Raw genomic sequence first — 22,272 nt, 5'->3', positions numbered from 1 at the left:
GCCCTTTCTATGAAGGGCTGTTATCATCCTATTCATCACAATTCTCTTTCATGCGATTTATAAAACTTGTGAATGGATTGAAAGATTCTTCTCGGATGATCAAACATATGCAGCGTGAGATCGACCTGACAATGTTCTGGATTTTTCATATGCTGATCAATAAAAGGCTTTGCGTGAAGTTCATATGCATAAGGTGCGCCGTTTAGCCTTTGCCATATATGAATCGGCACATGAGCAGAATGAACAGGACAAGAAGGCAGTGGATACGTTTCAGCTTCCTTTTCAGAACAGCCATAGCTCTCTGCTAACTCTTTGAGCAGCTGCTTATAAAAGAATTTGTGTTCCTTTTCTCTGTGTCGTTGTGCATCCAGATTCAGACATGGATTCACCATCGCAATGGACCTTAGTACTTCAGGCATCTCCTCAGCAAGGCTCATGGCAACAAGTGCACCCATTCCCTCTGCGAGCACATGAATTTCCCGGTTTAATATTTCTTGTTTTAGTGTGTGATGCACGAGCTGCTTGGCGCTAAAAACAGCATCTTCGCATCCCCAGTGATTCCCATGAAGATGACTATTAAACAATGTATATCCTTCATCCTTTAAGGCAGTTAAAAGCTGGTTTCTTCCATAATGCTGAAGCCAGAATGATGTATTCTCCTGCACAAAGTGATTTCGGTCACCGAGGATTAGAATGCCAAAGCCATTTGGTTTTTGAGGAAGGTGAATGATGTTCCACTGGGAACCAAGCTGGAAAAAACGTTCGCTTACACCCATATGGCCAGCCTCCTTTCAGTGATTCTGCTTTCTATGATATGAACAACAACTCTTGTAGGAATAAGGAAATCCCCTAAAGACAGAAGAATTCTTTTTATTTTTATAGCAGAAGGTCTCAAAATGGTCACATAAAGGCGGAAAACAGTCTTTTCCCTTCACTTGCATCTATGGTATGATAATCAATAGATTGTTACATAAAGGACGGTGGGATTATGCATTATATTATCACCCTCATTTGGACTTTTCTGCTGACACATATGGCTGGTTACATCGTTGCCTCTATGAATGGAGCTGCTTATGATTTTACGCTCACTTCCATTCTTGCAGTTGTGTTTACGGTTATTTTATTCATCTTTGCTGAAGTAAGTCCAATGAAAGAAACGGAAAGTTCAACAAAACATTCTTAATATGACTTGTGAAAAAGAGCTAAATTGATGTTTAGCTCTTTTTTCTTTTTTTCAGAGTGATTGCGGCACACTAAAACCCCCTGCCTTAAACATACAGGGGGTTTTTATTGTTTATACCTCGACGGTTTCGGACTTCTGTTTGTCCTCTGTCAAATGGCTTTTCGCAAGCCCTGTAAACAGGAAGATCGCGATACCTGATAAAATTTCAAGGATTCCTCCGCCAGCAATGACAGGTCCCGCTCCAAATCTTTCTGCCAGGACGCCTGATACGACAGCTGCAAGCGGGAGAAAGACATTTGATGAGGCATTGATCACAGCATATACTTGCGGCTGATCCTCTTGGTCAACAGAGGTTTGAATAATGACCATTTCCGGCACATTGATCGCACTGACAGCAGCTCCGAAAATAAAGGAAGCAAGCAGAACAACCGGCAGCCATGTACTCATCCCTGTAATAAAGAATGCAGCCCCTTCAATCATGCCAGCGACAATAAAGAACAAACCAAACCTCTTAATTTTCACTTTTGCCAGAGCAAAGCCCATCATAAACGCGCCAACTGCGGCAACACCTCTTAAAATGGAATACACCATGGAGTCGCTTTGCAGCGCTTCTGCTACGTATACCGCTGACAGTGCCTGCCACGGAGCTGCTGCGACATTCATTAAGATACAATACAGCGTGAGCGCAAATAAAATGTGATGGTTTTTGACAACGAGAAAACCTCTTTTTAAGTTATACAAATATGTATTCTTCGCTTGTTTAATGCCCGCTGCTTCTTCTTCATCAGTTTTCTTTAGTTTGACCCCGATAATAAACAGACCAGAAATCACAAATAAAGCAGTGGTGATCAGCAGAGTATCTGCAGGTCCAATTAATTTAACCAAAAGACCTGCCACCATGACTGCTGCAAGTGCAACAATCTCAAAAGAAGATTGCAGGATTGCATTTGCTTTTTGAATGAGATGCTTTGGAACAATCTGCGGTAAGATTGCCACCGAAGCTGGATTATAAGCTGCACCTGTTGCCGATTGAATAACCATTAATGAAATCAATAACCATAGAGGCAATAGATGCGAAAAGTGCAGAAGTGGAATAATGAGTACAATTGTTGCTCGAACAACATCTGAAGCGAACATCCATTTAGACAAATGGTGCTTTTTCATAAGAGGTCCTAATATTGGGGCTAACAAAGATGAAGGGAGAACAGTTACTGCTAGAAGAAGTCCTGTACCGAGCGCTCCATCCCCTCTTAAAATCAATAGCCAAAGGACGGATGTAAAAGCAAAACTTTCCCCTGTGTTTTTAATGAGTCTTGATATGAATAATGAGGTGAAGCGTTTATTCCAAACACTTTCACTGAGATTCATCTTTTCCATCACACAAATCCTTTCAACAATATATTACATATTTTACCTTAAGTTCTCTTTTTTTCATACTATTTATTTGAAAATTTGAACTTAATTGTTTTTTATTATAAAGAAAAAAGAGGCATGACACATGCCTCTAAAGTCTTATTCCTGCTGACTCTTAGTCAATTGCTTACGGCTTTCTTTGGTAGGTCCAAACACGATTATGGTTCGAGTTATCAGGAAAGACATCGCCTGCTTTAAGCTTAATCTTTAAAGGATCTTTCACCATACTTCCAGTTTCGCCGATCTCGATATACACACCATTATTCGGTGCTTTATTCCCTGATTTAAACTGATGCTGCTGACCCATTTTCATCCTCCTTTCTCGATTGATGTTATTATGTCCCGTCCCTTGGCTCTCCAATCCTTTATGCAAAAAGTCCCTGCTCATACGAGTCAGGGACACTTGGATTTATTTGGATGGTTGATACATAAGTTCTTTCATTAACGCTTTTTGCACATGCAGGCGGTTTTCTGCCTGTTGAAATACTTTTGAGTGCGGCCCGTCAATAATATCTGCTGTCACTTCTTCCCCGCGATGTGCCGGGAGACAATGAAGGAAAATATAGTCCTTTGCTGCATGACTCATCAGTTCGTCATTGACTTGATATTCTTTAAATTCAGCAAGACGTTTCTCAGTTTCTGCTTCCTGTCCCATGCTTGTAAACACATCTGAATAAATAACATCTGCATCTTTTACAGCTGCAACAGGATCTGTTGTCACGGTCACTTCTGCGCCTGATTGTTTTGCAAACTCACGGGCAGTGTTTGTTACTTCTTGAAGTGGTTCATAGCCTTTTGGTGATGCAACCGCAATGTCACAGCCTAGCTGCGCACAGCCGACCATTAAGGAGTGCGCCACGTTATTTCCGTCACCGATATAGGCCACTTTGATTCCTTTTAAAGTACCTTTTGTTTCTTTAATGGTTAATAAATCAGCAAGCGCCTGACATGGATGTGAGTAGTCGGTTAATCCATTAATGACTGGAATAGACGCGTATTGTGCAAGCTCTTCAACCTTCTCATGTTCAAAGGTTCGAATCATAATACCGTCGACATAACCAGACAGCACCTGCGCTGTATCACTGATGGTTTCTCCTCTGCCAATTTGCAAATCATTTGAGCTGAGGAAGAGCGCATGTCCTCCTAGCTGCGTCATCCCCGCTTCAAACGAGACACGGGTTCTAGTTGAAGATTTTTCAAAGATCATCGCTAACGTTTTTCCTTTGAATAAATCTTGATATGGGTTTTGTTTCATTTCTTCCGCTTTTTCAATTAAATAAGCAATCTCATGGATTGAGAAATCTTTTAATGATAAAAAGTCTTTTCCGTATAATGCCGGTTGCACGTCGACTTGACTCATGCCGTCACTTCCTTTTTATATAATTCATGGAGCGATACTGGTGATACATCTCCATTTTTCCCTTGCAGGAATGCTTGAACTGTTTCATATTCGGTTAGGACTTGAACGCCGTGTGTGAGTGCTTTTACACGCTGCTCTTTTGCCTCTTCATCTTCTCCTAAATGAATATGAAGGGATTTATCTTCATTCTGCAGCCAAGATTCAAAGCTGCCAGTCCAGACGTCAAAGCCTGCATGCTTCGCTTCATCTATCAATTGATCGCTGCCTTGTATAAAGAGGCTTCCTTTTTGCTTCCAGATCGGCGCAAACACTTTTTTCAAGGCGCTTTCGGCGTTCTTGCCTACACACATTCCTTCTCCTGTCGCTTTCATTTCAGGTGTCAGCTTGAGGTCGATATCTTGAATGGCATGTGATGAGAACACTGGGAATTTGACCGCTGTCCCCCCTTTGTTTTTCGTTGCAGGGTTTAGTTCTTCAAGCGATGCACCAGCTAATAATTGAGTGGCCATTGGGATCATATCAATGCCCATTACCTTACTGACGACTGGTACAGTCCGGCTTGCCCTCGGATTCACTTCTAATACAAGCGCCTGATCCCCTTTGATGACAAATTGGATATTCATAATGCCCTTGAACGCTAATTTCTTCGCTATTTGTTCAGACGCGGTATACACCTGCTGTTTGATGTCTTCACTGATTGAGATACTTGGTAAAATGGCAAAGCTGTCACCTGAGTGCACGCCCGCTTTCTCAATATGTTCTACGATGGTTGGAATGAACGCCTTTTTTCCGTCAGAAATAAGATCGACTTCAATTTCTTTTCCAGTGACGTACTCATCAATTAAGATTGGGTATGGCAAATGATCTGGCTGATCAAGCAGTGACGCCAAATGTGCTTCTGACTGAACAACGATCATTCCCATTCCGCCAATGACATACGATGGGCGAATTAATACAGGGAAACCGATGCTTTTCGCATGTACGAGTGCTTCTTCTTTTGAATGAGCCGTATCTCCTTTTGCGTGAGGAAGATTCAGTTCATCAAGAAGCTGATAGAATAAATCACGGTCTTCAAGTGCATCCAGCGTATCAAAGGACGTACCTAACAACGTGACACCGGCTTTTTCCAAGCCTTCTGCGACGTTAATCGCAGTCTGTCCGCCAAATTGGACAATGACAAAATCAATCTGTTCTGCTTCCACAACGTTTAGGATGTGCTCTAATGTAATCGGCTCAAAATATAAACGATCGGCAATCTCATAATCAGTACTGACTGTTTCTGGATTGTTGTTCATCATGATGGTTTCAAATCCAAGCTTTTGCAAGGTCAGAACGCCATGAACGGCACTGTAATCAAACTCGACCCCCTGCCCGATTCGGATCGGACCAGAGCCAATGATGAGTGCACGCTGCTTTGTTTTTTCTTGATGTTCACCATCGCTTTTGCCGAAGTAGGTGGAATAGAAGTAATTCGTTTTTGCATCAAATTCCGCCGCACATGTGTCAACAATTTTAAATGAAGCAGCAATGCCGTATTCTTGACGAAGCTGCCTGATTGACTCTTCCGTGTGACCCGTAAGAAGAGCAATCGTTTCATCAAGGAAACCCTTTTCCTTTACCTTTTTCAAGGTATCTTTTGATAGCGTCCCCTTATGATCTTTCAATTCTTGTTCGAGCGTAATCATATTCTGGAACACATGTAAGAAGAATCGATCAATTTTCGTCGTTTGATGAATCGTTTCAACCGTTTCTTGTCTTGAAAGAAGCTCCATAACAGCGAAAAACCGGCGATCGTCTGGTGTTTTGATGAGTTCAAATAATTGTTCTGTCGATTGCTCTTTCAGTTCTGGAAGGTGGAAGCCCTTCGTTTTAATTTCAAGTGATGCAACTGCTTTTTGAATGGCTGACTCTAAATTCCGATCAATCGCCATGACTTCGCCAGTGGCCTTCATTTTTGTGCCTAATTGACGATCTGCCTGTTTAAATTTATCAAACGGCCAGCGCGGGAATTTCACGACAACATAATCGAGTGCCGGCTCAAAACTAGCATAGGTTGTGCCTGTGAGAGGGTTTTTCAATTCGTCTAGCGTATAACCCACCGCAAGCTTAGCTGCCATTTTCGCAATCGGATAGCCTGTTGCTTTTGATGCAAGAGCGGAAGAACGGCTGACCCGAGGATTCACCTCAATGACAAAGTATTCTTTACTGAGTGGATCAAGGGCAAATTGGATGTTGCAGCCACCGACTACATCCAGCGCTGAAATGATTTTCAAGCTTGCAGAACGGAGCATTTGGTAATCCTGATCTGTTAATGTTTGGGAAGGTGCAACGACAATCGAGTCTCCTGTATGCACACCAACTGGATCGATATTTTCCATGTTGCATACCGTGATACACGTATTTTGACGGTCTCTCATGACCTCATATTCAACTTCTTTAAAGCCAGCTATGCTTTTTTCAACTAAACACTGGTGAATTGGACTCGCTAAAAGAGCTCCTTCAATGAGCGGCTTAAACGCCTCTTCTGTTAGAGCGATTCCGCCGCCTTTACCGCCAAGTGTGTATGCTGGTCTTAGGATAACTGGGAAGCCGACTTCTTTTGCAAATTGAAGAGCATCTTCCGCACTATCCACAATTTCACTATCTGGCACAGGTTCGTTCAAATGCTTCATGAGAGCACGGAATTTCTCTCGATCTTCACCGTTTTCAATGGTTTCAACTGACGTTCCGAGCAGGGTCACCCCATGCTTTTTCAGCACACCGGCTTTTTCCAGCTCGACAGCAAGGTTTAAAGCCGTCTGTCCGCCAAGGTTGGCTAAAAGACCATCTGGTTTTTCCTTTTCAATGATTCTTGTCACTGAATCAACTGAAAGCGGTTCAAAATAGATTTCATCAGCAAATGACTCGTCTGTCATAATGGTTGCTGGGTTATTATTCACTAAGATGACTTTGTAGCCTTCTTCTTTTAAGGCCATACATCCTTGTGTTCCTGAGTAATCAAATTCTGCTGCCTGACCAATGATGATTGGACCAGACCCGATGACTAGAATGGTTTGTATGCTTTGATCTTTAGGCATGTGCGACTTCTCTCCTTGCTTGTTTCACTTTCTCAATAAAATCATCGAATACCCATTCACTTTCAGCAGGCCCTGGGTGTGCTTCTGGATGAAATTGAACTGACATAATCAGCTTTTCTTTATGAATGAATCCTTCTACAGATCCATCATTGACATGAAGGAATTTCACATCCACTTCTTTGTCATTCATGCTTTTTTCATTCACAACATAGCTGTGGTTCTGACTTGTCATAAAGACACGTTTGGATTCTGTATCCTGGACAGGGTGATTCGCTCCCCTGTGGCCAAATGGCAGCTTATACGTATCTCCGCCAAGTGCAAGAGCGATTAATTGGTGACCTAGGCAGATCCCAAGTGTCGGAAATGACATCATGATGTCATGAATTGTTTTTAAATACGGTGTCATGGTTTTCGGGTCTCCAGGTCCGTTTGACAAGAGGATCGCATCCGGCTTGATCTCAAATACCTTTTCCATTTGTTTATATGGAATGACGGTTACTTTACAGCCGCGTGCTGCAAGCGAATCTGCAATTGATTTTTTAAAGCCAAAATCAATGAGCGCCACATGTTCCTCACCGCTGCCTTGTGTGTAAATCTCACTATCTGTCACCTGTGCGACGACATTGTCTTGTTTCATTGCAGGCGGTGTTTCGTTTTCGTCTACACTGAGCACAGCGTTCATCGTTCCATTTGCCCGGATGTTTTGCACGACTGCGCGCGTATCTGTATGTGTCAGAAGCGGGATATTCCACTTTTGTAAATAATCTTTTAAGCTGACCGCTGCAAGATGATGTGAAAAATGCTCTGCTGCCTCGTACACAACCACCGCTTTTACTTGAGGCTTCTTGCTCTCAAAGTCTTCATGGTTAATGCCGTAATTTCCGATCAGCGGATATGTGAAAACAATGATCTGACCTTTATAGGAAGGATCTGTGAGCACCTCTTGATAACCTGTCATACCTGTAAAAAAGACCACTTCACCTGTGATGCCAGCTTCTCCTGTCAGATCTCCTTCAAAAGAGGCTCCATCTTCTAAATTTAAATAACCTTTCATGCTTATGTCACCCCAAAATTGAATAATTAATGATACAAATGTATTTTTATACGTTCGTTTGTAAAAAAATTTACACCGAAACTGTTTTATTGGCTAATACTTGAACAATTGCTTCGATCGCTTGATCCAGCTCTGCTTTCTTCACATTCAGCGGAGGTAATAAACGAATGACATTCGGACCAGCTGGAAGCACCAGCAGCCCTTGTTCTCTAAGAGCTGTGATATAGCCGGCAACTGGCTGATCACATTCAATACCTGCCATCAATCCTTTTCCCCGCACTTCTTTTACGATATTCAGCTGTTTGACATTTTGCAGCTTTTCTAACAGGTAATCACCCTTTTCTTTCACTTCTGAAAGAAACTCTTCTTTGAAAATGACATCGAGTGTCGCATTCACAGCGGCCATGGCGAGCATATTCCCACCAAATGTTGTACCATGTGAACCTGGAGAGAATGCATCTCCTAGAGCTTTTTTCCCTATGACTGCACCAACTGGAAAGCCGTTTCCTAACCCTTTTGCTGCTGAGATAATATCAGGGTCAAGACACGTCTTTTCGTACGCAAATGCTGTTCCTGTACGACCGATGCCCGTTTGAATTTCATCTACAATCAGCAGTGCTTCATGCTTTTTGCAAAATGCTTGAACGGCTTCAAGAAATGCTGGTGTCGCTGGATTCACTCCACCTTCACCTTGCACAACCTCCAGCATCACCGCTGCCACATCATCGACTGCACAGGCTGACATAGCGTCTGGATCATTAAACGGTACGTAGTGAAAGCCTTCTAGCATAGGGCCAAAGCCAGTTTTGATTTTATCTTGACCTGTGGCAGCCATACCAGCATACGTGCGCCCATGGAAAGAGTGCAAAAATGTGACGATATTTGTTTTCCCAGTCGCTTTACGTGCTAATTTAATGGCACCTTCATTTGCCTCTGCCCCGCTATTACAGAAAAACACGAGATCCCCTGAACTGTTTGCTGCCAGCTTTTCTGCTGCTTTTTCTTGCAGTCCATTTTCAAATAGATTCGATACATGCCAGACGTGGTCAAGCTGTTCCTTAATGGCTTGATTGACCTTTGGGTGATTGTGACCTAAATTTGTAACAGCAATGCCTTGTATAAAGTCTAAATATTTTTTTCCATTTGTATCGATTGCCCAAGAACCTGCTGCCTCTTTAATTTCAACATTCCACCGTCCATAGTTTTGAAAAAGATGACTCACAGGACCGCCTCCTTTTGTTTCACGATTCTTGTTCCTTTAAAGGTTTCTCCTGTAAAGATACTGCCTTTGCCATTTACGATCATCACTTCATCTACATCACCTGATAAAGCACTCAAAGCGGATTGTACTTTTGGAATCATTCCCCCGGAAATAATGCCTTCATCAATGAGTGAAAGGGCTTCTTGTTCTGTGACGACATCTAATAGTTCACCATTTTTTAAAATGCCTTCAACATCTGTGACAAACATGAGCTTATCAGCTTTCATAGCTCCGGCGACAGCTGATGCAGCTAAATCAGCATTCACATTTAAGGTTTGGCATTCTTCCGTCATAGACAGCGGCGCAATCACAGGAATGAATTGTTTCTCCATGAGTGCTTCTGCCATTTCTGGATGAACTTCTTTGATTTCACCAACGTACCCGTAAACGTCTTGATCAAGGAAATCGGCGACAAGCATCTGCCCATCTTTACCGGATACGCCGACAGATGATATATCATGCTTTGCGAGCTCTGACACAAAGTATTTATTGACTGTTCCTGAGAGAACCATTTCGGCTACCTCTAGCACAGGCTTCGTTGTTTTACGCTGACCGTCAACAAATTCTGTTTTCACTTCTAATTTTTGCAGCATGTCGGTGATTTCAGGTCCTCCGCCATGCACGATAGCCAGCTTAAATCCAGCAGCTTGAAGTGAGCGGACATTTTCATAAAATGTATCTGAAAGTTCTCGAATGACACTGCCTCCACACTTGAACACGATCGTTTTATTCATGTCTATCTCCTTCTTTATGTGCGATAGCTCGCGTTAATTTTCACATAATCATAGGTAAGATCACAGCCCCATGCTGCTGCTTCACCATTCCCCTCACTCATTTGAATGAAAATCGTAATCTCATCCTGCACTAGATATGCTTTTGCTTCCTCTTCTGAGAATGGCTGCGGTTCATTGTGTTTGAATAAACATTGTCCGCCTAAATAGACTTCTACCTCTTCCGGTGTGACGGAAGCTGCGCTATGACCAATGGCTCCAACGATTCGGCCCCAGTTGGCATCTGTACCATATACAGCGGTTTTAACAAGACTTGAACCAACGATTTTTTTTGCAATGATGCCTGCTTCCAAGTTATTTTTAGCACCAGCGACTTTTGCTTCAATTAATTTGGTTGCGCCTTCTCCATCTCTCGCAATCTCTTTGGCTAAATCCTCGCAAGCTAGTTTTAATCCTTCTTTAAACAATGGCCACTCTGGATGCTCTTCATTGAGTGCATTGTTTTGTGCCATTCCATTTGCCATCACAAGCACCATATCGTTTGTCGAAGTTTCTCCATCGACGGTAATTTGATTAAAGGTCACATCCGTAATGTCACGAAGCGCTTGCTGTAAGGCTTCCTGTTCGACATTTGCATCTGTTGTGACAAAGCCAAGCATTGTCGCCATGTTCGGGTGAATCATGCCAGAGCCTTTTGCTGCGCCTGAAATGATGATCTCTTTTCCGTCTATCGTAAGGGTGTATGCTGTATTTTTAATGACAGTATCTGTCGTTAAGATCGCTTCTTCAAAATGGCCTTTTTCGGCTTTTGCTTCTTTTAACTCGGCGATGCCCTTTTTGATTTTATCCATCTCAAGACATTCCCCAATGACACCTGTAGAAGAAACAGCAATATAATCAGGTGCTACACCTAACATATCTGCACAGGCTGCCTGCATGTCGTATGCATCTTTTAATCCCTGCTCACCAGTACATGCATTGGCGATGGCACTATTGACAATGACACCTTTTAATTGTCCTGTCTTTTTTAAGCTTTGTTGTGTGACTTTGAGAGGCGCAGCTTGAAAGTGACTTTGTGTGTAGACCGCTGCACTTGCTGCTAGCACTTCGCTGACGATGAGGCCAAGGTCTTTTTTTGAATAGCGCAAGCCAATGTGAATCCCCTTTGCTTCAAAGCCTTTTGGTGATGATACGTCACCATCTATTTTGACAATGCTTTTTTCATTCAATTCGATCATGTTTGTTGTCTCCCCTGTTCTCTTATGGATAAAGAGGTGTCATTGTGAGGCCCGCCTCTTCATGTAAGCCTTTGATGATGTTGAAGTTTTGAACCGCTTGACCGGCCGCACCTTTCATGAGATTGTCTATGACCGACACGATTGTCATTCTCCCTGTTCGCTCATCTAAATGAAAGCCAATATCACAGAAGTTACTGCCGTATACTTCTTTCGTTTGTGGATAAACGCCGTGATCTCTCACTCTGACAAAATAGGAATCTTCATAAAAGTCTTTCATTCGCTTCATCAATTCTTCTTTTGTGACATCTGTTTTTAATTGTGTATACATCGTCGCCATAATCCCTCTTGTCATCGGGACAAGATGCGTAGAAAATGTGACGTTCGCCGTCTGCGAGTTCCATTCTCTTAATATTTGCTCTATTTCTGGCGTATGCTGATGCTCATTCACCTTATAAATTTTAAAGTTATCGTTTAGTTCTGAAAAATGCGTGCCAAGTGAGGCAGATCGTCCGGCACCGGACACCCCTGTTTTTGCATCTATTATAATCATGGATTCATCGATGACATTCTGTTTGATGAGCGGTGCTAAACCGAGAAGAACTGCGGTAGGAAAGCAGCCCGGATTGGCAATCACTTCAGCCTGTTGAATTTTGTCACGATTCAGTTCGGATAAACCGTACACCGCTTGTTGAACAGATGCTGTATCCGCTGCCCTTCGTTTATACCAAGCTTCATAGGTTGCTCCATCTTGAATGCGCAAATCACCTGATAAATCAATGATCGGCACTCCTTGATTCATAAGCTTTGGCGTCAGTTCGCTTGATACGCCTGCTGGTGTCGCTAAAAACACAGCATCTGTCTCTCGCACAATGGCAGCCGGGTCAATGGCTTTTAATGTTTGGTCAGTAATCGTTGTTAGATGCGGATAAGATTGACTGTATGATTGCCCATCACCACTTGATGAATACAATATACATTCCTCCACATGCGGGTGATGCTTGAAGATACGAACCAATTCCGCACCACCGTATCCTGTAGCACCTATAATACCTATTTTCAACGTCAATACACCCTCTTGATCTTTGTGAAATTATTTAACATTATAACATGTATAAAAATTAATTCAATTGTATATTTAATATTTGTTTTCATTTTTTTTCAACAAAAAAACCGCATATCTTCATGAGACATGCGGATTTATCTTTCGTTTTTGATATAGAGGACCATGAGTGCACTGCATAAATATAATATGGAGCTTGCATAAAAAATGAAGTAAACGGTAAAGAAATCAGCAAACAGGCCGCCAAGCATAATGGCAATGGATGAAAATAGGGCTGTCCAAAAATGATAGTGACCGACTTCTTTCATTCGTTTGTTCTCTGTTGTGAGATCAGTAACAAGCAATTTCTCCCCGTGTTTTTGAAAGCCGCCAAGTGCACCAAGTGCAAGCTGGATTATATACACTTGCCCCACTTCTGTTATATGCGGAAAAAGTAGTAAAAGAAACGCCATACCAAACGAATGTATGATTAAAAAGATCCTTCTGTCGGTGGTTTCTGGCAGTTTCCCTAATAGTAAATGAATAAACGCACCGCTTAAACCAAACAGACCATAGGCGAGTCCAAACTGTGAATAGCTTGATCCAACATTTTTAATAAAAAGAATGTAAAAAGGAAATATCAAACTGCTGGCGAAAAACAGCAGACTTTGTGAGTAGACAAACCATTTCATTGCTTTTGCATTCATTGTGTATTGTACCTCTCATAAAAGTAGTTGGTAAACATACCATCTGGATCTGCTTGTTTTTTCTTTTGGAAGAATACATCGGTTTTAGGGTAAGCCCTCTTCATTTGCGCCTTCGTTTGATAAGGCATGTACGGTAAGTAATAGCTACCATCGTGCCGCAGCGTGATATCTGTCATTTTTCGAATGATCCGCTCTGCTTCCGCTTTCTCTTCTTTTTCAAACCCGTAATTCACTAAAAGCACGAGGGCAAACATATCTTGTTTCGCATATGAGAGATCCGCTTTTTCATTTTTTTGAACATAGCGTATTGTGATATTCATTAGATTCAAATCTTCCTGTTGTAAAAAGGCTCTCATGTCATCGATGTACGCACGAAAACGGTCAACTGGGACGAAATATTCCTGCAGCACATCTGTGTCTGACTCATTTTCATATTCTAAAAAGGCTGAATCAGACCGCATCACATTGTTTCTTGTGATCAGCTGATCATTTTGACTTAGGAAATACTTTTTTTGCAAATTCCAGAGCAGATCTTTCCCCATATCAAATCTTCTTGAAAGGCCGAGCATAAATTTTAATGGCATGACGAGTTGATCTTCTTTAAGCTCTTGATATGATTCCATTTCTTGATCTGAAGTGAGAGAATAATTCGTCACATACATCTCTTTCAAAAAATTTGTTTTTGCTGTGGAGATTCTGGCAAGATGCATGCGTACTTCTTTATTGTGTTTGACATGCTTTTGAAAATACTCCGTATACTCATCGTAACCCAGAGAAGTTGTCTCCATTTTATATAATTCATCTTTTGTTAAAGAAAGCTCAACATCTAAAATGACACCGAACAACCCGTATCCCCCAATGACCGCAGAAAACAAATCATCGTCTGGCTTTACTGTGACAATCTCACCATCTGCTTTTAACAGCCTAAAGGAACGTACTGTATCAATGAGTGACCCGTAGCGAATGTCACGTCCATGTGCGTTTGCACTTAAAGATCCACCAATTGTAAAGATATTCTGCGATTGCATCACCTTCACAGCAAGTCCATATGGATTCACATATTTTTGTATATCATCCCATGTAGCACCGCTTTGAACTCGAATCGTTTTCTTTTTTGGATCAAACGCTAAAATCTGGTAGAATTCCGTCATATCGAGCACGATGCCGTTTTCATAATATGTGTGGCCGCCCATGCTATGCTGTTTGCCGGCAATAGAAATCGGCAGGTGTTTAGCTTTTGCTTCTTTCAATACTTCTTTTAACGTGTCTACCTCTTTCCCTTGAACAACTTTTTTGATTTTGACAGGCATGAGATGACTGACATCAGTAAAAGCCTCAAGATCCTTTTTTTTGTGTACTTGGCCTTCTCGTATAGTGATTGATATAAAAAATGCAGTAGCATATACGATCAAAAGAACGATCCATAGCCATTTTTGTTTCATGATAGGTACTCCGTTCTATAAAATTACATCCATTATATCAAGCTACTCTCCTCCTCCACCTTAATTTTTCATAAAAAAACCTGGCATGAGTTTAACTCATACCAGGCATTTTTTATTTTTGCTTATTGAATACCGAGCGCAATTTTTGCGTATCTTGACATTTTGTCTCGTGTCCAAGGCGGATTCCATACGATGTGAACTTCTGTTTCTTTTACTTCTGGAAGATCACTTAATGCTTTTTTGACTTCATCCACGATAATTGGTGCAAGAGGACAACCCATTGATGTTAAGGTCATGGTGATATCCGCTTTTCCATTCTCATCAAGATCGACATCATAGACAAGTCCAAGGTTGACGATGTCGACATTCAGCTCAGGGTCAATCACCTGTTCTAGGGCGCCTAAAATATTTTCTTTCAATGCTTCATCCATGATATCCACTCCTTTTTCCATTAGTATAACGTACTTTTTCTTATGACTAAACGTTTGTGCTTTTCAGATGTGTCACAAACCAGTCAATCGTTTCAAACATCGCTTGTCTTGAGACTTTATGGCCTGCTTGTCCATCAGTAATAAAGCGAATCAGATGCGGATCCTGTTTATATTGTGTGGCCGCTAACTCATCATATAGTGATTTTGCGTGCCGGTAAGGGACGACAGGATCATTTTCAGCATGCCAGAATAAGAGCGGTCTTTTGTTTAATCGATCCGTTTGCAGCGTTAAATCATATGGGCGCAGGGCGTCTAATTGCAGATGAACCTCTTCGTCTGTAATGTCTTTCATTAACCCTTTGTGACGCATGTCCATGATTTGTGCCTTTAGAAACGTCGTATAGTTTGGACTTCCCATCAAGCTGACAGCGGCTTTGATCCAATCATGCTTGGCAAGTGCACCAAAGGTGGTGATGCCGCCCATGGATGTACCCGCAACGCCTATCAGATCGGCTTCAATCAATTGTTTTTCTTGAAAGTATGTTTTAAGTATATCGATTTCACGAATTTCGTTCAGGACAATTTCCCAGAACTTTGATGCCAGTTCCTCTAAGCTGAGGTTTTCTGATCTTACACCATGATAAGCACAGTCAGGCAAAATGACTCTCATGCCTTTTTCCGCCAAATGGAAGGCGAAGTGTAAATTATGCTCGCGTGCACTTGTAAATCCATGAATAAAAAATACAAGCGGCAGCGGTTTGTCTTTATTTTCAGCTTTTACGATATGTAAAAATGGAATATCGCGCGTAATTTGCTCATCAATGGTGATCACAGCCTATGAATCCTCCTTTATCATTCCCGTCTTTGTTTATTTTAACATGTAGACAACAAAGATGTGATAAAGATACACTATAGATAGAGGCGCTAACATGAAATTGCCTCCTATCACTTACAGATCAAAGGAGATTTTATGGAGACTAAACCTTATCTAATCGCACTTGACCTGGATGGCACATTATTAAAAGATGATAAAACCATTTCTGCGCACACACTTGACGTCATTCAAAAAGTGAGAGACAGCGGTCATCACGTCTGTATATCAACAGGCCGGCCATTTCGATCCAGCTCTCCTTATTATCAGCAATTACAGCTTGATTCACCCATTGTGAATTTTAACGGAGCGTTTGTCCATCATCCTCTTGATGAAAAATGGGGCAGATTTCATACGTCACTTGATCTTCAAGTGGTCAAACAGCTTGTAGACATTAGTGAAGAGTATAAAGTGCACAATGTGTTAGCTGAAGTGTTAGACGATTTGTATTTCCATTATCATGATGAAAAACTCATTGATATCTTTAATATGAATGCAAACAAAGTCACTGTTGGAGACCTTAGGGCCAACCTTGGAGAGAATGTGACGAGCGTGTTAATTCATGCAAAAGAAGAGGACGTTGGAGCCATTCGAAGCTATTTATCAGATGTCCATGCAGAAGTGATTGATCACAGGCGCTGGGCTGCCCCGTGGCACGTGATTGAAATCATTAAAACAGGCATGAACAAAGCCGTTGGACTGCAAAAGATCAGTGATTATTACGGTGTTCCTAAGGAGCGGATTGTGGCATTCGGAGATGAAGACAATGATTTAGAAATGCTTGAATTTGCTGGATGCGGTGTAGCAATGGGCAACGGCATTGATGCCGTGAAACGTGTCTCAAATGAAGTCACTGATACAAATGAACAAGACGGGATTGCAAAGTTTCTAACGAATTACTTCTCGCTTTAATTTTTCCATTCATACATAGCAGATGGAAGCGGGCATACTACCGTTAGACAGGTTGTCCTGTCAGCTTGTGTAAAGGGGCGGATTCCGAATGGGTAAAAGAAGCAAATCGAAACGCTTTATACAACAAGGTAAAGATTCAGTCAGTCTTCATGACGCACGTTTTCCTTATCGTTCGACACTTGAAGAAGCGTCAGACAGAGGGAATATGAAGACTGATGCTTCTGGAGGTTCATTGTGAGAAACGAACTTTTTGATCAAGCCAAATCGTTTACTGAAGAAGCTCTTACTTCTTCATTTTCATCTGGGTTAGAGCGTCAACAGGCAGTCAAGCGAGCGAAAAATGCCGTATCCTCTGCATTTGCCAATTCGACAGATGCAGAAAGAAACCAGCTGCATACCTTCCAAGACTTGCTCGATGATCTCTAACATAAAAAAGCTGGCCACATTAGGTGGACAGCTTTTTTGATTCCCTTGCTTATTTGACTTGGAATGTTTTCTTCTCCGTGATTTGTTTCAGCCCTTCTGCTTTTCCTTTAAACGTTACGACTGCTTCGTATGTTCCGGGCTTTACACCGTTTGACCATGTATCTTGAAAATCATAGGCCTCGCCTTTTTTCAGCACAAAAGTTTGGATGGCCTGTGTGAACATACGGTCTTTCGAATAGCGGTATTGTTCATTCCCGTTTTCGTCATACACACTAAGCTCGAATTTTTGGCTTGTGTTAAAGGTAAATTCAAAATCTCGATCTGATTCATTTTTCAGTGACATGTTAAATTGAACTGAAGAACCTTTCTGGACGGGGTCTACTGTGAGCTCAACCGTTTTTTCTCCCATTTGACCGGATACCTCCTTGTCTGGTTCATCCTTTTTTTGTTGTCCACAAGCGGCTAAAACCAATAGAATGAGAAGAAGCACCAACCCTTTTTTCATCTGCTACCCACCTTTTAATCTCGTCTGAAAAATCCAAGAATATTGGTTGTCTGCACAATATTTGTAAAGGCTTTTGGATCGACTTCTTTAATAATTTGTTCAAGTTCATATAGCTCATACCTTGTAATGACGATCACCATCATTTCCTTTTGCTCGTTGGTGAATGCGCCTTTTGCAGGTACAGTCGTAATGCCTCTGACCATTTTTCCATAAATGGCTTCTTTGATTTCATCTGCTTTCTTCGTGACAATCATCGCGGTCAGCTTCTCATGTCTTGTATGGATGGCATCAATGACCCGTGTGGTCACATATAATGTGACAAGGGTATATAATGCTTTCTCCCAACCTTGTAATAATCCTGCTGTAAAAATGATGATTCCATTTAAAATGAAGAAATACGTGCCAACTGGTTTATCCTTCCACTTCGCTAAAACCATAGCAACAATGTCGAGTCCGCCTGTTGATGCCCCGTATTTGAGCGTGATCCCAATCCCTACTGCGGATATGACACCGCCAAACACAGCATTTAATAAAATATCGTGGGAAACGCTCGTTTCTGGTAAAATACCAAGGAAAATGGTCGTCAGCGCAACACTGATGATGCTGTACAAAGTAAAGGAACGGCCAACTTTCATCCAGCCTAAAATACCGACTGGAATGTTTAAAATAAATAATAGAATCCCTGTTGATACATAAAATGGCGCATATTGATCGATTAAGCTGGATAACAGCTGGGCTACCCCTGTAAAACCGCTCGCATATACGTCAGCTGGGATTAAGAATAAATTCAGTCCAATCGCATTGAGTAATGCACCAATAACGACGACAATGAGTTTTTTTGCTTCTCCAATGAACATGTTGTCATTCCTCCACTTACCATTCTCTCTATGGTTTTCCCTAAAATTTAGAATTTGAACACGAAAAGATGATTTCTATGATATAGTTAGGCTAAAAAGATGTAAAATATGGCTTATTTTTTAGAAAGAAGGGATTTATATGACTGTTCATATCATAGCAGACAGTGCTGCTGATCTGCCTCTTTCTTATTATGATGAACATAACATAACGCTCATTCCGCTCCGCGTATTACTTGGCGAGCAGGAATTTGAGGATTTGATCACCATTGAACCAAAACAAGTATTTGATGCGATGAGACAAGGAGCCAGTCCAAAAACGTCACAGGCTTCACCACACCGGATCAAGGAAACCTTTGTTTCTGCCGCTCAAACCCATACATCTGCCATCTATGTCGCTTTTTCATCAGAGCTTTCAGGTACATACCAGACAGCTGTGATGATGGCAAACGAAGTGAAGGAAGAATACCCTGATTTTGATTTACGAATCATTGATTCTAAATGCGCTTCACTCGGCTATGGGCTTGCTGTCAAACACGCTCAATCACTTGCCATTGACGGAAATACAATACAAGAAATTGAAACGTCTGTAAAGCATTTTTGTGAATCTTTACAACATATTTTTACTGTAGACGATTTATCGTATTTAGCAAGAGGCGGAAGAATCAGTAAAGCGTCCGCATTTGTTGGCGGTTTGTTAAGCATTAAGCCCATTTTACATGTCGAAGATGGAAAACTCATCCCGCTTGAAAAAATCCGCGGACGTAAAAAGCTGCTGAAGCGCATTATTGAACTAATGAAAGAACGCGGAACGGATTGGTCGAACCAAACGGTTGGTATTAGTCATGGTGATGATCCTGCACTGGCGGAAGACATGAAACAGCTGATCGAAGCCGAATTTCATCCAAAGGAAATTGATATTCAGATCATCGGCGCCGCTGTTGGGTCCCATTCAGGACCTAGCACGCTTGCGATCTTTTTTACAGGCAAATGATCATAAAAAGCACCCTTCCCTGACACAACACGGGAAGGGTGCTTTTCTTATGAAAGTTTGAATCGCTGGACGGTTTCATTTAACCTTGCCGTCATACTCATCAATTCTTCGACCTGTTTGTTCATTTGATGGAACGATTGCAGCTGTTCATTGGCTGAAGCAGAAATTTCTTCGCTGCCAGCTGCTGTTTCTTCTACCACTGCACTAATATTTTCAATCGAGTGCAGTACTTGTCCGCCAAGTTCTGTTGATTGCATAATTTGGTTATTTAAGACCGCCATTTCTTGTTTAATATGCTGCGCTTTTGTTTCTATATCTTCAAAGGAGTGTGAGGTTTTGTCCATCGCATCCTGCTGCTGAAGTGAAAGCTTGACCCCTTCTTGAACAGTTTGACTAATGGATTGAATGCCTCTTTCAATATGACTGACCATGTCAAAGATTTGTCTTGTGGCATTAGACGATTCATCGGCAAGCTTGCGAATTTCATCCGCTACAACAGCAAAGCCTTTTCCAGCTTCGCCTGCTCTTGCCGCTTCAATGGCTGCGTTTAAGGAAAGCAGGTTTGTTTGGTCCGCAATGTCAGAAACCGTTTTGGCCATGGCTGAGATTCCGCTGGCGTATTGCGTGAATTCTCCTGCTGATTCTTCGATTTGTCTCGTCGCATGTGTATTTTTTTCAATCGCTTTTTTTGTTTCTGTTAACGTGTGCTTTCCGCTTTCTACGGCTTCGATGGCATCCTCTGTACTGCGGATGACCGTTTGTGAGCGTTCGGAATTTTTACGTCCATGCTGGTCCATTTTCTCAATCAAGCTGACGCCGTGCTGGAGATCTTCTGAAATCGCTTGTGATCCATTGGCCATTTCGTCAGTCGAAACAGATACTTGATTCGCAGACTCCATCATCTTTTTGTTTTCATCATTCAGGTGGATCGAGAATGTCTCTACTCGGCTTGAGACATTGCTGATTTCTTTAATCAGACTAATCAGCTGATCTGTCATTTGATTAAAAGATTCATTCAAACCGCCGATTTCATCCTTGCGCTGAATATCCATCCGTTCCACAGCAAGATTGCCTTCTGCGATCTGCTTTGCTCTGTAGGATAGTGATTTAATGGGTGTCACGATGGATCGCGTTAATCCAATATTCAAAAAGACGGCAATGACAATCAGTGTGAGGGCTGAGACGAGTGCACTTGTGATAATCCATTGGACATTGTCTGCTGCAGCCTCTAGATTTTGTTTATACGCTTCTTCTGCCCTTTTATTCATCGTATGCACATCGTTTAAAACGCCATCAATTCTTGCTGCCACACGTCTTGCATCCGATGCGTTTTTTTCACCAATGGCATTGTTTGCTTCCTTGGTCCACGTGTCATATTTTGAATTTAACCTTGTTAATGCCTCTTTGTTCATATTTCCTGCATGTTTGTTTAACGTTTGCAGCTGTTTTTTTGCTGTAGAAATATCGTTTTGAACGATCTCTAGCTGTTCATCTGAGAGTGTCATCGAATAATTGGTCATGGCTTGCTCGACACTTTCAAAGCTTGCCTTCGTTTTTTGTACATTTAATAAGGTTTGGACATCTGTCTCATTTGATGATTGGATTTTTGTCATGCTGACAATGATAAAGGCGATAACGCCAACTGCTAAAAGAAGTGAGGTAAGTGAGTTGAGTAAAATTTTGACGCGTAAGCTCATGATGCGTCCCCCTCTTCTTTTAGAAGCGTCTGCTTCAGACCATTTAATTTTTTGGTCAGTGTCTCAGCATTTTTCAGTATCCGGATTTTTGCCATATCGATTCCATCATTGCTTAAGTCATAGACAACATGCCCGCTTTTCATTTGATTGTTCTTAACGAGCTGTTCGCTGAATTGATAGACCACTTCATCGACTTTTTTCACCATAGACGAAATGACCGCTTTTTCAGCAGTATAGTACTGATCGCTGTCTACACCAATAGCATATTTACCCTGTGACTGTGCTTCTTTTAATACACCGACACCTGAGTAGCCGGCTGCGGCATATAAAACATCTGCTTTCTTTTTGATCATGTCTTTGGCTATTTTACTCCCCTTGCCTGCATCACTAAATGTACCGGCATAGGTAGATAAAATCTTGATTTTCGGATTGACTGATTTGGCGCCTTTTTGAAATCCTTTTTCAAAACGATGGATGACATCTGCGTCAACACCGCCAACAAATCCAATGACATCGCTTCTCGTTGTCATTGCAGCAAGTGCTCCCGCTAAATAGCTGCCTTGCTCTTCTTTAAACGTCACAGAGGTTACATTTTTCAGCTCAGATACGGCATCAATAAGCAGGAACTGCTTCTTCGGATATTTCTTCGCGACTTTTTCTAGGTCTTCTTGCATACTGAAACCTACACCAATGATGAGATCATTTCCATCTTTCACTAGCTCTGTCAGCCCTTTTTCATATGTATCAGTTTCTGCAATTTCTCTATAATCAAATTCAATGCCAAGCTCATCACGTGCTTTTTCTAATCCTTTAAATGATGAATCGTTAAATGATTGATCACCAAGACCATCATCTGTGAGCATAACGCCAATATGCTTCGCAGTTGATTTTGGCGCCCCTTCCTGTTGATTACCGCATGCGGCGAGCACCATAAGCATGGCTGCCATCAGAAGTAATGATATTTTCACTTTCATCCAAAAACACACTCCTTTTATCATCCTTACTCCTTTTTTATCGGATTTGAGGGGCGTTGTTTCAATGATATAGTGAAGGTTTTTCATGACTTTTTTCATAGAA

The 22,272-nt window shown here is 41.6% G+C and carries 23 protein-coding genes; 5 read left to right on the top strand and 18 right to left on the bottom strand.

Features of this window, described 5'->3' with window-relative positions; translation table 11 throughout:
• Nucleotides 1–35: 35 nt before the first annotated feature.
• A complete protein-coding gene (locus NSQ76_RS06080; RefSeq protein ID WP_280149685.1) occupies nucleotides 36–776 on the bottom strand; it encodes a hypothetical protein in 741 nt (246 codons plus the stop codon).
• A gap of 212 nt (nucleotides 777–988) precedes the next feature.
• Between NSQ76_RS06080 and NSQ76_RS06075 the strand changes: the two genes are divergently transcribed.
• Nucleotides 989–1,183 (top strand): YjzD family protein, encoded by a 195-nt coding sequence (locus NSQ76_RS06075; RefSeq protein WP_003211779.1) that lies wholly within the window; start codon nucleotides 989–991, stop codon nucleotides 1,181–1,183.
• Between the two features lie 111 nt (nucleotides 1,184–1,294).
• On the opposite strand, the gene NSQ76_RS06070 is transcribed toward NSQ76_RS06075, so the two are convergent.
• The 13 genes from NSQ76_RS06070 to NSQ76_RS06010 form a co-directional block, all read right to left on the bottom strand.
• Nucleotides 1,295–2,560 (bottom strand): MFS transporter, encoded by a 1,266-nt coding sequence (locus tag NSQ76_RS06070; RefSeq protein ID WP_280149686.1) that lies wholly within the window; start codon nucleotides 2,558–2,560, stop codon nucleotides 1,295–1,297.
• 163 nt (nucleotides 2,561–2,723) lie between these two features.
• Nucleotides 2,724–2,903 (bottom strand): YjzC family protein, encoded by a 180-nt coding sequence (locus NSQ76_RS06065; protein WP_008348517.1) that lies wholly within the window; start codon nucleotides 2,901–2,903, stop codon nucleotides 2,724–2,726.
• A gap of 102 nt (nucleotides 2,904–3,005) precedes the next feature.
• Entirely contained in the window at nucleotides 3,006–3,956 is a 951-nt protein-coding gene (gene argF, locus NSQ76_RS06060; protein ID WP_280149687.1) for an ornithine carbamoyltransferase, read from the bottom strand.
• Complete coding sequence (locus NSQ76_RS06055) at nucleotides 3,953–7,033, bottom strand: carbamoyl phosphate synthase large subunit (RefSeq protein ID WP_341053008.1); 3,081 nt, start codon at nucleotides 7,031–7,033, stop codon at nucleotides 3,953–3,955. Before NSQ76_RS06055 ends, argF begins: the two co-directional genes overlap by 4 nt.
• The gene (locus tag NSQ76_RS06050) at nucleotides 7,026–8,087 is read right to left on the bottom strand and encodes a carbamoyl phosphate synthase small subunit (protein ID WP_024425061.1); all 1,062 of its coding nucleotides are present in this window, start codon (nucleotides 8,085–8,087) and stop codon (nucleotides 7,026–7,028) included. The genes NSQ76_RS06055 and NSQ76_RS06050 overlap by 8 nt, the downstream gene beginning before the upstream one ends.
• Before the next feature lie 70 nt (nucleotides 8,088–8,157).
• A complete protein-coding gene (locus NSQ76_RS06045; protein ID WP_341053005.1) occupies nucleotides 8,158–9,309 on the bottom strand; it encodes an acetylornithine transaminase in 1,152 nt (383 codons plus the stop codon).
• Nucleotides 9,306–10,082, bottom strand: a complete 777-nt coding sequence (gene argB / locus NSQ76_RS06040; protein ID WP_025093396.1) for an acetylglutamate kinase — start codon at nucleotides 10,080–10,082, stop codon at nucleotides 9,306–9,308. Before argB ends, NSQ76_RS06045 begins: the two co-directional genes overlap by 4 nt.
• 14 nt (nucleotides 10,083–10,096) lie before the next feature.
• Nucleotides 10,097–11,317, bottom strand: a complete 1,221-nt coding sequence (argJ, locus tag NSQ76_RS06035; protein ID WP_341053002.1) for a bifunctional ornithine acetyltransferase/N-acetylglutamate synthase — start codon at nucleotides 11,315–11,317, stop codon at nucleotides 10,097–10,099.
• Nucleotides 11,318–11,339: 22 nt separating this feature from the next.
• Nucleotides 11,340–12,377, bottom strand: coding sequence for an N-acetyl-gamma-glutamyl-phosphate reductase (gene argC, locus NSQ76_RS06030; RefSeq protein ID WP_341055764.1), 1,038 nt, complete (start codon nucleotides 12,375–12,377; stop codon nucleotides 11,340–11,342).
• A gap of 137 nt (nucleotides 12,378–12,514) precedes the next feature.
• Nucleotides 12,515–13,063: an MFS transporter gene (locus tag NSQ76_RS06025; RefSeq protein ID WP_133743997.1), complete on the bottom strand. Its 549-nt coding sequence runs from the start codon at nucleotides 13,061–13,063 to the stop codon at nucleotides 12,515–12,517.
• On the bottom strand, nucleotides 13,060–14,505 hold the full coding sequence (locus NSQ76_RS06020) for an FAD-binding oxidoreductase (RefSeq protein WP_341052995.1): 1,446 nt from the start codon (nucleotides 14,503–14,505) through the stop codon (nucleotides 13,060–13,062). The genes NSQ76_RS06025 and NSQ76_RS06020 overlap by 4 nt, the downstream gene beginning before the upstream one ends.
• A 122-nt stretch (nucleotides 14,506–14,627) precedes the next feature.
• Nucleotides 14,628–14,936, bottom strand: a complete 309-nt coding sequence (locus tag NSQ76_RS06015) for a metal-sulfur cluster assembly factor (RefSeq protein WP_024425066.1) — start codon at nucleotides 14,934–14,936, stop codon at nucleotides 14,628–14,630.
• Nucleotides 14,937–14,982: 46 nt separating this feature from the next.
• Nucleotides 14,983–15,768, bottom strand: coding sequence for an alpha/beta fold hydrolase (locus NSQ76_RS06010; protein ID WP_024425067.1), 786 nt, complete (start codon nucleotides 15,766–15,768; stop codon nucleotides 14,983–14,985).
• Between the two features lie 138 nt (nucleotides 15,769–15,906).
• Here NSQ76_RS06010 and NSQ76_RS06005 point away from each other — a divergent pair, with 138 nt between their 5' ends.
• The 3 genes from NSQ76_RS06005 to NSQ76_RS05995 all read left to right on the top strand — a co-directional run bounded on the left by NSQ76_RS06005 (nucleotide 15,907) and on the right by NSQ76_RS05995 (nucleotide 17,145).
• Entirely contained in the window at nucleotides 15,907–16,719 is an 813-nt protein-coding gene (locus NSQ76_RS06005) for a Cof-type HAD-IIB family hydrolase (RefSeq protein WP_327822984.1), read from the top strand.
• 88 nt (nucleotides 16,720–16,807) lie between these two features.
• On the top strand, nucleotides 16,808–16,957 hold the full coding sequence (locus tag NSQ76_RS06000) for a hypothetical protein (protein WP_024425069.1): 150 nt from the start codon (nucleotides 16,808–16,810) through the stop codon (nucleotides 16,955–16,957).
• On the top strand, nucleotides 16,954–17,145 hold the full coding sequence (locus NSQ76_RS05995; protein WP_024425070.1) for a DUF3813 domain-containing protein: 192 nt from the start codon (nucleotides 16,954–16,956) through the stop codon (nucleotides 17,143–17,145). The genes NSQ76_RS06000 and NSQ76_RS05995 overlap by 4 nt, the downstream gene beginning before the upstream one ends.
• 49 nt (nucleotides 17,146–17,194) lie before the next feature.
• On the opposite strand, the gene NSQ76_RS05990 is transcribed toward NSQ76_RS05995, so the two are convergent.
• Both NSQ76_RS05990 and NSQ76_RS05985 read right to left on the bottom strand, forming a co-directional pair.
• Nucleotides 17,195–17,650 (bottom strand): BsuPI-related putative proteinase inhibitor, encoded by a 456-nt coding sequence (locus NSQ76_RS05990; protein ID WP_034621785.1) that lies wholly within the window; start codon nucleotides 17,648–17,650, stop codon nucleotides 17,195–17,197.
• Nucleotides 17,651–17,664: 14 nt separating this feature from the next.
• Entirely contained in the window at nucleotides 17,665–18,507 is an 843-nt protein-coding gene (locus tag NSQ76_RS05985) for a YitT family protein (protein ID WP_024425072.1), read from the bottom strand.
• Between the two features lie 139 nt (nucleotides 18,508–18,646).
• Between NSQ76_RS05985 and NSQ76_RS05980 the strand changes: the two genes are divergently transcribed.
• Nucleotides 18,647–19,498 (top strand): DegV family protein, encoded by an 852-nt coding sequence (locus NSQ76_RS05980; protein ID WP_327822985.1) that lies wholly within the window; start codon nucleotides 18,647–18,649, stop codon nucleotides 19,496–19,498.
• A 47-nt stretch (nucleotides 19,499–19,545) separates the two neighbouring features.
• Here the strand turns inward: NSQ76_RS05980 and NSQ76_RS05975 are convergent, their stop codons facing one another.
• Nucleotides 19,546–21,195 (bottom strand): methyl-accepting chemotaxis protein, encoded by a 1,650-nt coding sequence (locus tag NSQ76_RS05975; RefSeq protein WP_341052986.1) that lies wholly within the window; start codon nucleotides 21,193–21,195, stop codon nucleotides 19,546–19,548.
• Nucleotides 21,192–22,169: a BMP family lipoprotein gene (locus NSQ76_RS05970; RefSeq protein WP_286099031.1), complete on the bottom strand. Its 978-nt coding sequence runs from the start codon at nucleotides 22,167–22,169 to the stop codon at nucleotides 21,192–21,194. The genes NSQ76_RS05975 and NSQ76_RS05970 overlap by 4 nt, the downstream gene beginning before the upstream one ends.
• Nucleotides 22,170–22,272: the final 103 nt, after the last annotated feature.

Origin of the sequence: Bacillus sp. FSL M8-0256 (assembly GCF_038005765.1) — a bacterium.
In the GTDB taxonomy this organism is placed as follows: domain Bacteria; phylum Bacillota; class Bacilli; order Bacillales; family Bacillaceae; genus Bacillus; species Bacillus safensis.
This window is presented reverse-complemented; position numbering and strand designations above follow the sequence as displayed.